This is a genomic window from Desulforhopalus sp., from assembly GCA_030247675.1.
Classification (GTDB): domain Bacteria; phylum Desulfobacterota; class Desulfobulbia; order Desulfobulbales; family Desulfocapsaceae; genus Desulforhopalus_A.
Genome location: JAOTRX010000007.1, coordinates 56,676 through 72,902 on the forward strand (window position 1 = coordinate 56,676; position 16,227 = coordinate 72,902).

The window sequence follows — 16,227 nt, forward strand, 5'->3', positions numbered from 1 at the left end:
TGGGATTCCTTCAAAAAAGTAATGTTCAGGAAAGGTTCCGGTAATTTTTTGTTGGTAGAAGATACTTCAACATGGTTGACGGGATCTCTCTCTCTAGACCTTTCAAGCCATTTTCTATAATGGGGACACCCGTGCCCCTTCCACCTCCTGCCTTCAGTCGGGTGTGGAAAGGGCACGGGCATTCCCAATACATGCTGTAGAGGGTAACCTCGAAGATTCCGGCCAATGGTGCCGGGCATAAAGAATCCCGTTTATCGGGCTTAGGAAACAATGGAATGAAAAATCGCCCCATACGCCCCTTCGTCATCGCCGCTTTACTCTCGGCAATTCTCCTCTCCGGCTGTGGGAGTTCGCCCCAGCCTCCGGATGCCGATACGGTTGCCGTGTTCGAGGGTGGTCGGATCACGCGACAGGAGGTTAAAAAAACTGTCGGTGAATTGCAAAAGGCTTTTGAAAAAAACAGCGAAGCGACAAAAAAACTTCGCGAGAAATCGACCTATCGCAAACTTATCGAAGAAATGGCTCTCGACAAGGTGGTCAATAATAAAATTACCGCCATGAAGCTGGATAACCGTAAGAACATTAAGCATGCGATGAAACATATCTCGGAGGAACTGAATATCTCGGAACTCCTTTCTAAATCTCATAAGCAGGACATTAAAGTCTCCGACGAAGAGGTGAAAGAACGCTACGACAGGGATCGCGCAGCCTTTGGAGAAGCAACGCTTGCCCAGGCAACCGAGCGGCTTCGTTCTCTGCTTCAGGCAGAAAAAGAGCAGCGCTCCTTTCAAGAGTATTTGGAAAATTTACGCAAGAATGCCGTGATCACCCGTTATGACGAGCTGCTTGAGGTTCCTGAACCGATAGAAGCTGATGTGCGAATGCATTACGAACAAAACAGAAATGCCTATCCCGGAAAATCCTTTGAAGAAGCCAGTAGTGATGTCGCAACAGCCGTTCGGGCAAAAAACACTGCCCTCTGGTTTCAGGAAAAGCAAAATCGGACGCTCATGACCATCCATGGCAAGCCGTTCACGGTCGGGGAATTTTTCGAAGAATTCGAAGAGTTTCCCGCTAAAGAACGGGAACGTTACGGAGATTTCGAAAGCAAGAAAAAACTCCTCGATAAAATGGTCGATCGACTGTTGCTGGTTGAAGACAGCTACGATCAGATGTTGAGCACGGAGACCAAGGATCAACGTGATCATATACGGCAAGATATCCTCAAAAAGCTACTTCATCAGGAAGAGGTGGACGATCAAATCCAGGTGTCGGAGGAAGAGATGCAAGCCTTTTTCGAGAAGAACTCCGAACTCTTTATCGAACCGCCGCAAGTGCGGATCAACTATATTCGCATAAGTGCCGGTCAAACGGACGCCGAGAGAAACCAAGCCGAAAAGAAAGTCAAAGATGCCTATAGCAAGCTAAAACCCGGACTGTTCAAGAAAGCCGAGCCTTTTGCCAAGATCGCTGAGGAATATTCCGAAGACCCCGAAACAGCGAAAAACGGCGGCGCTCTGGAGGGATGGATTTCCGAAAAAACCGAGATGATCGAAGAAATCGCCAGCCACGGATTCCACGAAAACGTTCTTGGGCTTGGGGAACAGGACATCAGCTTGCCCTTCATATATTTCAACAGCTACTACATCGTCCAAGTGCGGGAACGTCAGGAGCCGAGCCACATGGCTTTTGAACAGGCCCGTGAGACAGTGAAAATGGAGATTAATGCACGTAAACATGAGGAAAAAACTCTGCAAATGGAGAAGGCCCTGCGGAAACAGGCTGGTCTGATCATTTTCGATAAAACTCTAGATTCGATGCTTTAAGACGACGCATAAGGAGGAGGACTCAACGTGCAACTAAACAGAAAAGAGCGAACACTGGCCGTGACCATCGGGGTCAACGTCGGCCTGATACTCATAAAATTCGGCCTGGCCTGGTATTCCGGCAGCCTGGCCCTGAAAGCGGGAGCCTGGCATTCTTTCTCGGATATTTTTGTCTCGGGAATTGTGTTGTCAGGCCTAATCTTGGCACATAAGGAAGACGTGCAGGGCAGCCACGGTATCAGCCGTATTGAAAATGGCGTGGCACTGCTCATAGGTCTCTTGATTCTCTATGTCGGCTACGACATTTTTATGGAAGTTGTCCAGGGCAGCCAAATAGCCCTGGCCAACGTGCCGGTGGTCATCGGTGGCGCCGGTCTGACCATCGTCGTCAGTTACTTCATGGCCCGCTATAAGATTTTTGTGGGCCGTGCAACCGACTCGCCCAGCTTGATCGCCGACGGTTTTCACTCCAAGTTAGACATGTACAGTTCCATTGTAGTGGTCTTCGGATTGATCGGCTACCAAATCGGCCTGACCACCATGGATCGTATGGCGGCGGTTGTCGTGGTTGCTCTGGTAGCCTGGGCCGGATTGGAGATTATGTTCGGCGCATCTCTTGCCTTGCGGGCCGGTGGCTTGCCCGATGTGCTGCACGGCAACTATTTGTTGCGCCATACCGTCAAGTGGACCCCATTTCTCCGTAAGGTCGGTGCACCGATCCTGCTGATAGCCTATTTGACCACCGGCATCTATTCAGTCGGGTCGGATCAGGTGGGTATCGAAAAGCGGTTTGGTAAAGCTACGGCGAAAGATATTCAACCCGGCTTGCACTATCGCTTGCCGTGGCCCTTCAGCACCGTCGATCTTGTCAATGTTGCAAAGGTACGTTCAGCCGAAACCGTGAAATCGCTGATGCTCACCGGCGACGAAAACCTGATCGAAGTCGGAGCCACGGTGCACTATTCGGTGCAGAATGCCTTTGATTTTGCCTACAGCATCGCCGGTCCCGAGAAACTTGTGGCGCTGGCCACTGAATCCGCCCTGCGCCAGATCATCAGTCGCCGGCAGGTGGATGCCGTGCTCACCGAGGGTAAAGCCGAAATACAGGAACAGACGCTCGCCGCAGCCCAGGAAATACTTGACAAGGCACAAGCCGGTGTTCGTCTTATCGCGGTTCAGTTGGTTAAAGCCAAACCGCCTGATGAGGTATTGCCGGCATTTCAGGATGTGGCCAGCGCCAAGGAAGACCAAGTCACCTATCTCAATGAGGCCTATGCCTACAAAAATGAAGTCATCCCGGCCAGCCGTGGCAAGGCCGCCGAAATTACCGCCGTGGCCGAAGCCTACCGAGAGGAAAAGATCACCCGCAGTCGGGGTGACGCCGGTTCTTTCCAAACCCGTCTGACGGCTTTCAATGAAAACAAGGAAATAACCCAAACCCGCCTGTATATCGAAACCATGGAACGCATACTGCCGGGGGTCGACAAGCTGATCGTCGACAAACGCATCGATATCCAGGCCACCGATTTATGGATGCTCAACGGCCGCTTGGATGGCGGACCATTTCTGGAGGGAGTGAAAAAGTGAAAACAACAAAAATGATGGTCATTTTAACAAGTTTTTTAGCAGCGGGGTTTTTCGCTGTCAATCTGATTTTTTTCCAGGTCGACCAGACCGAATATGTTGTGGTTACCGAGTTCGGTAAGCCGGTTCGGGCACTCAAGGAGCCAGGACTTTATTGGAAACTGCCCGATCCGATCCAAAGTGTTCGGCGTTACGATAATCGGGTGATGGTCTACCTGCCGAATCAAACCGAATTTTTAACCAAAGACAAAAAAAATATCGTCACTGAGTCCTACCCCGTCTGGCGCATCGAAGATCCCGTGCTCTTTATGAAGACGGTTCGCGATACGGCCGGCGCCCGTGATCGTCTGACGGATATCATCTCTTCGGAACTCGGTGTGGCCTTTGGTCAATACGATCTTTCTTCATTGATCACCACCGATGAAACCGGAATGAAACTGCCGGAGATGATGGAGCAGGTGACACGTATAGCCAAAGGAAAGGTTGAACCTTATGGCATGAAGGTGGTGGATGTTCGGGTTAAGGTTTTGAATTTTCCGGAAAAAAATAAGCTCAGCGTCTTTCAGCGGATGCGAGCGGAACGCGAGCGCATTGCTCGTAAATACCGCTCCGAAGGTGCCGAAGAGGCGTCCAAGATCCGCGCCGAGACTGACAAGGAAAAACAGGTGTTATTGTCCCAGGCGCGTGAAACGGCCGAGATTATCAAAGGAGAAGGCGATGCCCAGGCTATTCGGGTATACGCGAGCGCTTACCAAAAAGGACCTGAATTTTACCAATTCACCCGTTCTTTAGAGGCTTATGAAAAATTCGTTAATGAAAAAACCACCACCATTTTGCCGAGCGATGCAAAAATATTGAAATATTTCGGCAACAACGGACCGGCAGACAGCAACGAAGGAGGTCTTTTGAAAAATGAACGATCAAAGCGATAAAACACATGAAATAAATTCACAGCCGGACGGGCGCAAGCCGCCGATGGATAGAGTATCGACTGGGGATAGCCCCCCTGTGCTCGCCGAACTTTTCATCCGCGGGGTTGCTTTTTTGCAGACACTTCAAGGGGGTGCCCGCTTTGTGGCCGGCTTTTTTCAGACCGGCAGAGGCGATGGCGGATCGGTGCGGGGAGATGTCCGTCGGGCTTTCGCCAATTTAAGTTTTCGGAAAATATTTATCGGCGGTGGATTGCTCGCCGTTCTGCTCTACGTGGTAAGTGGGGTTTATGTGGTCAATCCCGGCGAGGTTGCGGTGGTACGGCTTTTTGGCAAGGAGGTCGATCAAGGCATTAATGAAGGGATGCACTACCGTCTGCCCTGGCCTTTTCAGGAGGTTGACATCGTCAATGTTGCTACTGTCCGCCGGGAGGGGATCGGCGTTCTGCTGCCGGAGCATGAGTCGATCCACTCGTCACCGGAGGTGATCCAGTTTCTCTCCGGAGACGATAATATCGTTGATATCCAGGCTGTTGTTCAGTACCGCATCAAGGATGCATCCGCCTATCTGTACAATGTCGATTATCGGGATTGCCAGTTGATCAACGAAGTCATACGCAGTTCCATTACCGAAATCGGCGGCGGGATGCGGGTTGATGATATCTTGACTATCGGCAAGGAGCGTCTTCAGGAGCTGATTCAGGTAAAAGCGCAGGGTGTGCTCGATCGATACGGAAGTGGGCTGGAATTGGTGGGGATCAACCTCAATAAGGTGTATCCGCCGGAAGAGGTGGCTGAAGCATTCCGAGATGTCTCAAATGCCAAGCAGGACCGCGAGAAGACCGTCAACGATGCCTGGGGATATCAAAACACCGTTGTCCCTCAAGCAAGAGGCGATGCGGCAAGGATTCTTCAAGAGGCGGAGGCATACAAAATAGCCGCCATCAATAAGGCCGGTGGTGAAGCCGGCCGCTTCCAGCAAATGTTGGCTGAATATGAACAAGGTCTGCAAAAAGGCGCAGCAGATGTCACCGTGACTCGTCTGTATTTAGAGAGCATGGAGAAGGTGATGGCGAAGGTGAAAAAATACATAGTTGACCCACAGGACGGTGGAAAAATGAATTTGCGCCTCCTGCAAAAATAATAGTTTTCAGGATAGAGCGGAGAATTGGTGCTCGCTCTTCAACATCAATCCGGAAGAAATGTGAGAGACCCATATGATTCAGATAATTTTCAAGAATTTGAAACGATCAGAACTGGTAAGAGCAGCTGTAACACGACGGCTGAAAAGCGTGGTCGATAGGTTTCCAGCTTTGAAAGAGTGCCGAATCCATGCTACTCTAGAAATGCACAATTCACCGATACAAGCTCGGCCCGATCTCTTCACGGTCAAAGTCCTTGTTCGAAACGGTCGGTATCGTGGGGTCAAACTGAAGAAATCCGCTCAAAATCTTTATGTCGCACTCGCGGATGTAATGGAACACACGCTTGAAAAGTTCAACCGCTTCGGTGATCGGTTACGTGTTAAAGAGAGAAGTAGAGAAAGACAGAAGAAAGTTTGCCGCTTGGACCAAGAGTCCTGGAGTCTTGAATAGTCAATTTGATAAATTATAGTTTCGTTGGAACAGGGGTGTTTCACCCCGGGGTGAAGGCGGCGCTTGGCGCCGCCTTCCTTTTTGGCGCGGGAACATCGCTTGCCAAAACTCCTGTTGAGCTGTGTTAGCCCCGGATGCTGGCCGGTTTGCTGTATTTTGGTTCAGGTGTTGGTCTTGCGCTATATCGTCTGTTGCGTCATGTCCCTATAGGTGTAGGTTGGCATGAGGCGAGGTTCCATGGTTTGCTGCGCCTATATTGATTATGGCAGCTCTTCACCCCTATATTTTTGCCGCTCTAAGCGGCGTTGGCCTTTGGCTGGCCTTTCCCGGCGGCGGTGCCATGCCCCAGCTGCTGCCTCTTGTATTGGTACCACTGCTGCATGCGGTTGCCGTCGGCTCGCTGCGACAAGCGACTCTTGTCGGTCTCGTCGGCGGCCTCGTCCATTTTTTGTTGCTGCTCTACTGGATCGTTATAGTCCTCAACACTTACGGCGGCTTGTCTTGGTTTTTTTCACTGTTGGCATTGGTGCTACTGGCGTCGTACATGAGCATCTACATCGCCATCTTCGCGGCAATCACCCGTTTCAGTCTTGAGGCTTTACCTCCGGCCATTAACCTCTGGCTGCTACCGGCTCTGTGGGTCGGACTCGACTGGCTGCGCAGCATCCTGTTCAGCGGCTTCCCCTGGATGGACCTCGGCTACGCTTTGTACAACCTTCCCACCGTCATCCAAATCGCTGATCTCGTTGGCCACTATGGGTTAACCTACCTGATCGTCATGCTCAATCTTCTGATATTTTTTTTCAGTAAAAGTCGCCGAAACTCTCTGACCCAGAGTCAGCTTATCCTGCCGGTCTGCCTATTGCTGCTGGTTGTCGTCTACAGCCAGCGGCGGATGCAACAGATCCAACAACAGGCGAATGCGGCACCTCACATGACTATCGGGGTGGTCCAAGGCAATATCGACCAGAGTGTCAAATGGCTGCCGGCGCAGCAAAAAACAACGGTCGATACCTACCTGCGCCTGAGCAATTCCCTTACTAATAGTTCTGCACCGTCGTTGATCGTCTGGCCGGAGACGGCCTTGCCCGTTTACCCGCTTACCGAAGCTCAGATGGCACCTTTGCACACCTTGTTAAGACAAGGAGACTTCGCTCTGCTCAGTGGTGTCCCTTTGCACGAAACCATAAATCGAAACATCAAGCCCAAGCTTTACAACAGTGCTTTGTTACTCAAGCCGGATGGGACCACCGTCGGCACCTATCATAAATCGCACCTCGTGCCCTTTGGGGAATATGTGCCATTACAAGATGTTTTTCCCTTTATATCGCCCTTGGTGCAAGCGGTTGGCAACTTCAGCGCAGGCACCATTGACCAACCTCTACCCCGACAGGAAGCCAAACTCGGTATCCTGATCTGTTTCGAATCAGTTTTTGCCGATCTTTCGCGACAGTGGGTCAAAGCAGGGGCCAATCTTTTAGTGAATTTGACTAACGACGCCTGGTACGGTCGCTCAAGCGCCCCTTACCACAGTTTGGCCATGGCGGTGTTCCGTGCCGTGGAAACGAGGCGCAGCCTGGTGCGCTCCGCCAATACCGGGATTTCGGCCTTCATCGAACCAACCGGGACGATTGCCGAGCAATCGGAGATTTTCATCCAATGGGCCAAATCCGCCGAAATATCCCTTCTCACCGGCAAAACCGTCTGGGTTCGTTTCGGCTACCTTTTTGCTCCAGCATGTCTCACCCTTAGTCTTATCATCAGTGCAAGCACGCTGTCTATTCGACGACTGAGAACATAGCATATTGTCGACGTAGTAGCTTATCTGACAGCAGCACCGACGATGAAGACGGGCTATAGCCGTTCTTGCCCTGCCCGAACTTCCCTTCAATCGGAAGCCGCTCCAGAGCATCCTGTTTTTGCAGTTTCTTTTCCAGTTTGATCTGCGCTGCATTCTGGTTGGTGTGTTTCATCGGTCGCCCCAGTGGCTTGCACTAGGCCGGTTGAGTGTCTTCATTTTGATAAAGATTACTCAATAATCTGCGGTATCCGGTAATACATCTCCAGATCGGGTTCAAAAACATCCATCATTTGGCGTTCGCCTTCCAATTCAGGATGGTCTCCAAATTTTTCCAGGACCAGCTGCTCCGGTTGCGCAGGCGTGTCATATTTCTTGACGATAGTCCGGTCGAGAATAGCCCATTCGGCCACCAGGACACTCTTTTGGCCATATTCGCCGCTGACAACCTTGTCGATAGAATAAGTGTTGACTACCAGAGCTCGGCGGTAGGCGCCAATGGAATCAGGTGCCGGGATCTCTGTCCTTTCAGCCAGTTTCCCCTCGACCACAAGCCTCTCGGACCGTTTAGCTTCTCTGTTGCGTTCTTCCGCCATACGGCTGTTTGCTGCTATTTCAGAAGGTTCAAGCGCTTGGTCATAGATCGCTATTCCGGCCAGGGTACCGCGCCAGCCACCGGCCGGGTCACCAAAACTCAGAGAGTCAACAGTTGTCTCGGAAAAATCAATTTTCCCTGCTTTTTTCCCAAGGCTTTTTCCGTTCGCAAAAAGCTCCAGACTGTCTCCGGTATTGGTAACAACAAGGTGGAGAGGTTTCCCGGCCACAAGGATTCCAGGCCACGAGACCTGCTCACCTACAGTATGTATCAAGAGATTATCCCCTTGCTGCTGAATTATTACCCCTGGTTTCTCTCCAGCCGTTAGAGAGATTATCCTTCCGTGTTGATTTGGTTCCGGTATAAGAGAAAATTCCACTGTGGCCCGACTGGTTCGAGCTAAGGCCGCGCCGACTTTTTTTCCCGTCTCACCTGTATCACCCCATCCGCCATTGGTTGCTATCTGGAAATTATTGGTATGGAGAGATTTACCCCTGAGGTTGATATTGCATTGCAAAAAACCAACCGGACTATTCTCGTCCAGCTGATTGGCAGCCTTCATGTTCTCCCAGACGAACACCAGACGCTCTCGCGAGAAAGGCCAGTTCATGGTCTTAACAGGCGCGCTCTTCTGCGCGACGCTGTCAGCGAGTTTGACTTCGTTGCCTCCTTCAATCCACAGATCGGGATAGAAATCAGCCCGGCCGTTATTGGTCACCTTTAACCAGTCCACGACGTTTCGCGCCCGTTCATCGAAACGACCGATGTGGATCTCGACCTTTTCACCGCCGCCGCCGATCCTGTTGCCGCCATCTCCTTTTTCATAAGGACCGGTGATTACGAAGTAGCGGGGATGGTTGCTCCAACGCGGGTGATACACTTCATAGCCACCAACGTCGGGTGCCCCATTGATCTTCACATTCCAACTGTCTCCGCCGATAACGCTATGCATCTGAATATTACGGTGCAAGCCATCGAAGACCCACAGTAACTTGGAATTATCGGGACTGATCGAGGTCCAACAACCGTTGCCGAGTCTCTGCCACCGCTTATCCTTGGTCCACAGCACACCTGCGTCCGGCCAGGGGAAAACCCCGCCAAGGATCTCTCCGTCGCGAGAAAGCTGGATGTTCGACCAGGCGAGATTGGTCTTGTCCCAGATCAATTCCTTTTTGGCCGGCTTTTCCAGTTGGAAGCGGTAAAGGGGTTGACTCGTGCCGTACTTGTTTTCGGGCTGCGGTCCATCAAAACTATAGACCCAGGTCGTCTTTTTGCGCAACAGGAGACTGGGGTGGGGATCCTGCCAGACCGCCACCGCAACACCTGAACCAAGTTCCAGCACCTTGCCGCTTTCCCACTCCACCAAGTACATCTGCCGCGATAATCGGTTGCTGACGATCACCTGTTTGCCATCGGGGGTGATGAGCGGCAAGAAAAAATTGTCGACATTCGGCAGCAACGGCCGCTCGCCTTTGCCATCTTCGGAATCATAGCCATAGAGTTTGAGATTCTTGCCTAGCGCCAAGGTATCGGCGCCATCACCCTGATCCTGCACCCATACCAATCGGGTGTGTCTGCCGGTCCATTGACCGATTTTGTCGCCGTTTTTTGCCTCACCCATCGTCAGTCCAGGAAACAATGCCACCAGTAGCAACAAGAGACTGACCTGCCAATATTTTCCACATGTTGTCATATTGTTAATCCATTTGTGTCCTTGTGTTCCAAAGTGCGTTTTTCGAGCATACGTCAACAGAAATATTAATCAGGTTAAAGAGTGAAATGTAAAGGGAGAAAACAAAAAGATTGAAACCTAGCCATTATTCATTGTAATTCGACCATTCCCAACTATTTCATCATTCTCCGAGAGGTGGTTCAGGGGATCTGAAAGTTTACCGGCAACAACTACCTCAAAATGAAGATTTGCACCGGTAGTTCGCCCGGTTTCACCTACTTGTCCGAGGAGTTGGCCCTTACTGATTTTTTGGCCCTTGCGAATATTTGTTAGGTTGAGGTGAGCGTACCGGGTTTTTATGCCATTCGGATGAACGATCTCTACAGTTAATCCGTATCCACGCAGCCATCCGGTTCGCGCCACCACACCATTGGCCCAGGCGAACACCTCCGTTCCCGTTGGCCGAGATATGTCGATGCCTTTATGAAACTTCGGACTATTATTAAGTGGATCGGCTCTTTTGCCAAAGCCGGAGGAGATATTGTCATTGTCGGTGAGCTGTTGTAAATCCTCACTACTTGTTGCTTGGTTATTCAATATCTGTCTTTTCTTGGCGACTGGGGATATAACAACCACAGATGTTTTGCGATTGTTGTTGAGCATTTTTTTTCCATGGCTTGCTTTTATTATAACTTTTCCATTCTTGTCTGATTGACGCAGTGGCTTCTCCGTTTGGAGATCTTGGTTATTGATGTATTGATTTGCCGACAAAAACTCCTCAAGGGGGATGTCGGCAGAATCCAATTCATAACTATCTAAAAGCAAAGGTATATCCAGTGTATTTAAAGAAAACATAAGGCAGAGTAATGGCAGTAGTACCGTCATATTATCAAGTCTCGTCAGATGTTTTTAAGCGGCAACAAATTGTCTTACGTGAATTATTTTTTTCTAATGAGCAAATCGGAATGCTTTCAAGTTTGATCCGTTAATAACGGAGTTGGTAGCAAAAGAAAGCCCACCACTCGCTTCGATCAAATCTCGCAAGCCGAGATTTGATCGAAGGTCTACCGCTCAATTAACCTGCGTCGAGCAGGCCCGGTTATTACTTAGCGAGAGGTGTTTTATGAAAAGCTCCATCAAGCATTCAATCAACCTTGAGACTCTCCATCATTTCGTTGGTTTGCTCAATTCCTCGTCGATCAACCTTTGCAGCTCTTCAATGGTGCGTTGATTCAGTTTTTTACCATTGACAAACACGGCGGGAGTTCCAGTTATGCCAAACTTATATGCCTCAGCCATATCCTTGTTGAGCTTTTGGACTAACAGTGGTGATTTCTGGTCAGCGTTGAAACGTTCTTGGTTTAAGCCAAGTTCGGTGGCGATTTTGCTGAAAGAGTCAGTAGTAACTTTTTCTTCGGCAAACAAACGGTCATGAAACTCCCAAAATTTTCCTTGTTCTTTGGCAGCCAAAGCGGCTAAAGCCGCAGGCCCGGCCATTTTGTGATTTTGAAGAGGAAAGTTCTTGAAGGCAATTTTTACAGTTTCAGGATTTCGCTTGAGGGCTTGTTCGAGAATTGGCAATAATTTGCTGCAATAGGAGCATTCAAAATCGGAAAAAACGGCAACGGTGACCGGCGCACCGATTTTCCCCTTGATCGGAGAATCCGAAATGTCTATGTCGAGGATAAAATCGACTGCCAGGGTCGAAAGACGATTATCTTTGCTATCAATAAGATATAGGAATTCACCACGAGGCGAAATATCGATTGCCGACACCCCTTCGCCAGCTGGAATTCGTCCTTGCAGTTTCCCTTGCTGATTGTAGACCAAAACCTGCTTGCTGTCCGTCAGAATAAAGGCGTAATTGCCGTCCAAAGAATAGGCAATATCCAGGGGTTTGTTGGGTAATTGCAGATCACTGACCTGAGTCCATTGAACTCGATCATCTTGACCGTTGCCGGCAGTAGCGGCAAAAGCAGGCAATGTGATTGCGACCATGGCTAACGCCAAGCTGGGGATAATGTATTTGAGATGTTTCATCTAGAATACTCCTTGTATTATTAGTTATTGTGATTGAGCAGGCGACACCAATTTTGCTAGTTCTTTATTAAGCCACTCAGTATCAGTTCAATTGTTGGATTTATCGGATCGTTGGTCTTAACAGTAATTACCCGACGATAGTTGAGGTTTTTTCCCTTGCTTATCGTGGCCTTAATAAGAATATTTCCCTCGCCACCGGCGGGGATTTGTCTCGGGTACGAGACGGCGGCGCAGCCTCAACCGGTTTTTACCTCGGAGATAATCAATTCACCCGCACCTCGATTTTTGATAAGAAAGTCATGAACGACCTCGCGCCCGTTGGCAACCTCGCCGAAATCGTATTGTTTCTCTGTAATTTCAGCTACGGGATCATTGCTCCCGAAAACCGTTGCGGGCAGGTATGTCAGAAAGAGCACTAAAAAACTCATCGCAAATATAAAGCTCATGAGGACAAAACGGTTTGTAACCTGCTTTATCTGTGCGACCTGAACGATGCTAGAGTGTCTTTTTGTATTCATCTTTCTCCTTGTATTTCCGTGTTTATGTTGTTTATGCCAGGGTGTCGTTCTCAATTGTGTTGGTATCATCACCCGCCGCCATAACTATGCAGTCCCGAGAGGAGGAAGTTGACCCCGTAATAGGTGAAAACAACCGACAGTAAACCGAGCAGGGCAATCCAGGCCATGCGGGTTCCGCTCCAGCCTCTCGTGTAACGGGCATGCAGAGCAAGTGCATAAATGAACCAGGTGATGAGTGACCACGTTTCTTTTGGGTCCCAACTCCAGTAAGTACCCCAGGCTGAATTTGCCCAGACCGCACCGGTGATGATTCCAGCGGTCAGCCAAAGGAAGCCGAACATAATCATTTTATAGATTATGATATCGAGTTGCTCCAAATCCATTCCTGTGGTTCCAAGTGTCTGCGGCTTTTGCCGAGCCTTCTTTGCCGAACCTCTGGACCTCACCAGATACAGGATTGCCAAGCCACCCGCTATGGTAAAAGCGGCATACCCGATGAAACAGGTAATGACATGAGCCGCCAGCCAATTACTTTGCAGGGCCGGTAGGAGAGGCTTTATATCCTTTGAGAATTCCGTAGAAAACGAAGCATAGGCCATTGTTAAAAACGCGAAGGATACTATGTAACTCCCCAGGTATTTTGTTTTATAGATATGCTCAATCGCCAGATAAACCATGGCAATCGACCAGGCAAAAAATACCAACGACTCATACATGTTGGAAAGAGGTACATAACCGATACCCTGCTGATAGGACTCGCTCCATCGCAAGCCTATGCCGATGCTATTGGTCAATACACCAATGATTGTCAAGACAGTAGCAAACAGTCCCAGTTTTTCGATCCGGAAAATTGCCAGGGCGACATAGGAAACAGTCGCGGCGAGATAAATAAACGTCGTATATCCTAGAAATTGTGAAGAATCCACGTTATATCCTCCTGAGTTCGAGAGTTTTCTCGTTAAGTAAACCATGGGCAATATCCTCAAGAGTCTTGGAAAATCCAGCCTGGTTTTTATTGCTGGAACCACTCAGGATAATAGTCACTGTTGCTCCGGTTTTTTGGACGGCGAGCCATAACCGCCGATGAGACATGAAAAATGCAACGTACATGCCAAACAGCATCAAGCCGAATCCCGCATAGACGATCCAGACACCGGGATCTTTTACCACCTGAAGCCCTGTGGCAAAGCGTTGCTTCATCGTAAAACTGTATGATGTGTCGCCACGTTTAATAGTCGCCGGCTTTTTGTCTTCGATGACAAGTTCAACGGGTTCTCCCAATTCATCATCGAACCATACCTTATACGGACCATGACCATGTCCATCTGCTCCCGTTCCAACGATTTCGTAACGTACCTGATTGTCTTGCAAAGTGTGTTTTTTAAAGGGTGCAACATAGTTTTTTTGTCCTATACCGGTGAGTTGATTTTTCTCTCCGGAAGGAGATTGTTTGGTGATCTGCACTGTGTACTGGTTGCTCACAGGCTCATAACTCGACTGGTAAAAGGTCATCCCTGAATAGCTGAGGGGATCGTTTACGGTAATCCGCTTTTTCATGATTTCTTTGCCACCTTCAAGGACAACCAGATCAGAGCGGTATTCCTTCGGCATGCCATTGGCGTAGTAATCAATATCAAAAGCGTCACAGCGCAATTTAAACGACAAGGGAATTTGAGTCTCATCATCCTTCCTGCTGGTGATGGCATCGACAGCCTCTCCTTCCGGTACCATCACAAAGGCCTTAAAGCCAAAAGTGCTGCCAATGACGGCACCGAGGATAATGACGAGAATGCTTACGTGCACAAGATATGCCCCTAACCTCGACCAAGCGCACTTTTCTGAAAAGATCAGGAAAAAATTGGCATCGCGCTTCGAGCGTATTTTCCATCCTTTTCTTTCAAGTGCTGCTTGCACAGCGGTTTCGGCGGTTTGCGTGTCGCTGGTGGAGGTGAAGACTATCTTATCTTTGTTTCGCTTTAATTTGCCTACATCATGGCTCAAGTTATCCTTTTTTATAAACTGCAACACTTGAGGAATGCGATCCAACGAACAGACCATAAGGTTAAGACAGAAAATATGAAGGAGGAATTGAAACCATACGGAGGTATACGTGTTGGTGAACCCAAATATTTCAAGAATAATGGTGTTTGCCTGTCCATATTTTTCCACATACAATCCCAATGGCTGCCCTTGGGGAAGAATGGTCCCTATAATAGAGGTCGCCACGAGCAGAGAGATAATGAAGAAAGCAAAACGGACAGAAGAGAAAAGCTCCACGATGGGATTTTCTTTAAATGTCATAATATTACCTATAGTTAAACTGATGCATTTTAGACCAAGATGAGACAGACAGTTATTTGATACGTTCTAATAGCTGCAGAATAGTTTGACCTGTGGAAACGGTGTAATCTGGTCGCAGCTTTGCCACTTCCTGCCATGCCTTTATCGCTCCTTCCTTGTCGTTCATATCGTGAAAGAGGACGACCCCTTTGTTGAATCGCGATTGAGCATGATTCGGGTCAATCTGTGCAGCTTTATCAAAGACCTCGATAGCCTTTTCCGACTGTTTGTTGCGACGGTACAATACTCCGAGGTCGGTAAGGACGTCGGGATTATCCGGAGACAGGGCGAGTGCTTTGAGATACGCATTGATGGCCTTATCAGTAAATTTTGAATCGAAGTAGGCATTGCCGAGGTTTATCCACATTTTGACATCTTGCGGATCTTTAGCTACCTCTGTTTCCATATGCTTGATATGTTTTTCAATTTCTTTTGTCGTGGGGCCATTTTGCTGCGTTTGCGGGATTTTCGCCAGTATCGATGGGACGGTGTAGGCAGCAACAATAACGCCAGCGGCAAATCCGACAAACAGGGCAAGTACAATGGCAATAAAGGGTCGTGACTGACTTTGGGTATTCTTCATAAATAACTCCAGGGAAGGGTTGCTTCCTTCATCCAAATTATTCCGGGTGATGGCTAATGCCGAATGCCAAGGAACAAGCTGGATTTTTCTTAAAATCAAGTATTATCAATTACGTATAGAGTTATTAGCTAATGAATTTCATGAGTTAATAATCTCGCAAAAGTGACGTAACACCGGAAATGGTTTGGAAACAGACAGGCTGTCTGATCGCAGGAATTGAAGTTGTCTTCTTTGATATGGCGGCAACCAAAGAGGACTACGACAAATCAATTAGATTCAGGCAGTAGGGAAGGGTATCAAATGAGAAGAACAACAGTGCGGATGGCTTTGTTTTGCAGGGTTTGGCGTGTGGATGATTGATCAATCACCACTTTGTCGCCTGGCGAAGTAATGGCAAAGGTTTTAAGGGCTGAATATTGTTGAGGGGAGGTAATAGTGTTACTGGGTGGCGGGGAAACGAGAGATTCGATAGAATCATCAAACAGTTTGGTTGCAAGAATTTCAGGCCTGACGTCGTAGCAGGTTGTACAGTGTGGTTTGTCTGTTGAGTGTGTCGTCAGAACGTTGAAAAAAGTGGTATCATCGCAAGTCGAAAAGTCTGAATGGCAATCCGACAAGGCAATGTGGGAACCGACATTCTCGTTCCGACTCTCAACACACCACCCTTGGACGCTTGAAAAGCTCGAGGTTGCAAAGACAAGAATCAGTAATAATGAATAAAAATATGGGATTTTGATTGTTCGGAGC

The 16,227-nt window shown here is 48.8% G+C and carries 14 protein-coding genes; 6 read left to right on the forward strand and 8 right to left on the reverse strand.

Annotated elements, in window-relative coordinates; all coding sequences use genetic code 11:
* The first annotated feature begins 275 nt into the window (after positions 1–275).
* The 6 genes from OEL83_15045 (at position 276) to lnt (ending at position 7,735) form a co-directional block, all read left to right on the forward strand.
* Positions 276–1,826 (forward strand): peptidyl-prolyl cis-trans isomerase, encoded by a 1,551-nt coding sequence (locus tag OEL83_15045; GenBank protein ID MDK9708358.1) that lies wholly within the window; start codon positions 276–278, stop codon positions 1,824–1,826.
* Between the two features lie 27 nt (positions 1,827–1,853).
* Entirely contained in the window at positions 1,854–3,413 is a 1,560-nt protein-coding gene (gene hflK / locus OEL83_15050) for an FtsH protease activity modulator HflK (protein MDK9708359.1), read from the forward strand.
* Positions 3,410–4,342, forward strand: coding sequence for a protease modulator HflC (gene hflC / locus OEL83_15055; GenBank protein ID MDK9708360.1), 933 nt, complete (start codon positions 3,410–3,412; stop codon positions 4,340–4,342). The genes hflK (OEL83_15050) and hflC overlap by 4 nt, the downstream gene beginning before the upstream one ends.
* Positions 4,323–5,483, forward strand: a complete 1,161-nt coding sequence (hflK, locus tag OEL83_15060) for an FtsH protease activity modulator HflK (protein ID MDK9708361.1) — start codon at positions 4,323–4,325, stop codon at positions 5,481–5,483. The genes hflC and hflK (OEL83_15060) overlap by 20 nt, the downstream gene beginning before the upstream one ends.
* A 73-nt stretch (positions 5,484–5,556) precedes the next feature.
* On the forward strand, positions 5,557–5,934 hold the full coding sequence (locus tag OEL83_15065) for an HPF/RaiA family ribosome-associated protein (protein MDK9708362.1): 378 nt from the start codon (positions 5,557–5,559) through the stop codon (positions 5,932–5,934).
* Positions 5,935–6,196: 262 nt separating this feature from the next.
* The gene (lnt, locus tag OEL83_15070; GenBank protein MDK9708363.1) at positions 6,197–7,735 is read left to right on the forward strand and encodes an apolipoprotein N-acyltransferase; all 1,539 of its coding nucleotides are present in this window, start codon (positions 6,197–6,199) and stop codon (positions 7,733–7,735) included.
* Here the strand turns inward: lnt and OEL83_15075 are convergent.
* The 8 genes from OEL83_15075 to OEL83_15110 form a co-directional block, all read right to left on the reverse strand.
* On the reverse strand, positions 7,713–7,907 hold the full coding sequence (locus OEL83_15075; protein ID MDK9708364.1) for a hypothetical protein: 195 nt from the start codon (positions 7,905–7,907) through the stop codon (positions 7,713–7,715). The genes lnt and OEL83_15075 overlap by 23 nt on opposite strands.
* Before the next feature lie 55 nt (positions 7,908–7,962).
* On the reverse strand, positions 7,963–10,020 hold the full coding sequence (locus OEL83_15080) for a LamG domain-containing protein (protein ID MDK9708365.1): 2,058 nt from the start codon (positions 10,018–10,020) through the stop codon (positions 7,963–7,965).
* A 117-nt stretch (positions 10,021–10,137) separates the two neighbouring features.
* Entirely contained in the window at positions 10,138–10,884 is a 747-nt protein-coding gene (locus OEL83_15085; GenBank protein ID MDK9708366.1) for a M23 family metallopeptidase, read from the reverse strand.
* A 282-nt stretch (positions 10,885–11,166) separates the two neighbouring features.
* Positions 11,167–12,039, reverse strand: a complete 873-nt coding sequence (locus OEL83_15090; GenBank protein ID MDK9708367.1) for a thioredoxin domain-containing protein — start codon at positions 12,037–12,039, stop codon at positions 11,167–11,169.
* Between the two features lie 236 nt (positions 12,040–12,275).
* Complete coding sequence (locus OEL83_15095) at positions 12,276–12,557, reverse strand: DUF1573 domain-containing protein (GenBank protein MDK9708368.1); 282 nt, start codon at positions 12,555–12,557, stop codon at positions 12,276–12,278.
* Positions 12,558–12,625: 68 nt separating this feature from the next.
* Positions 12,626–13,483, reverse strand: a complete 858-nt coding sequence (ccsB, locus tag OEL83_15100) for a c-type cytochrome biogenesis protein CcsB (GenBank protein ID MDK9708369.1) — start codon at positions 13,481–13,483, stop codon at positions 12,626–12,628.
* Between the two features lies 1 nt (position 13,484).
* The gene (locus tag OEL83_15105; GenBank protein ID MDK9708370.1) at positions 13,485–14,858 is read right to left on the reverse strand and encodes a cytochrome c biogenesis protein ResB; all 1,374 of its coding nucleotides are present in this window, start codon (positions 14,856–14,858) and stop codon (positions 13,485–13,487) included.
* Between the two features lie 52 nt (positions 14,859–14,910).
* Positions 14,911–15,579 (reverse strand): tetratricopeptide repeat protein, encoded by a 669-nt coding sequence (locus OEL83_15110; protein ID MDK9708371.1) that lies wholly within the window; start codon positions 15,577–15,579, stop codon positions 14,911–14,913.
* Between the last annotated feature and the right edge of the window lie 648 nt (positions 15,580–16,227).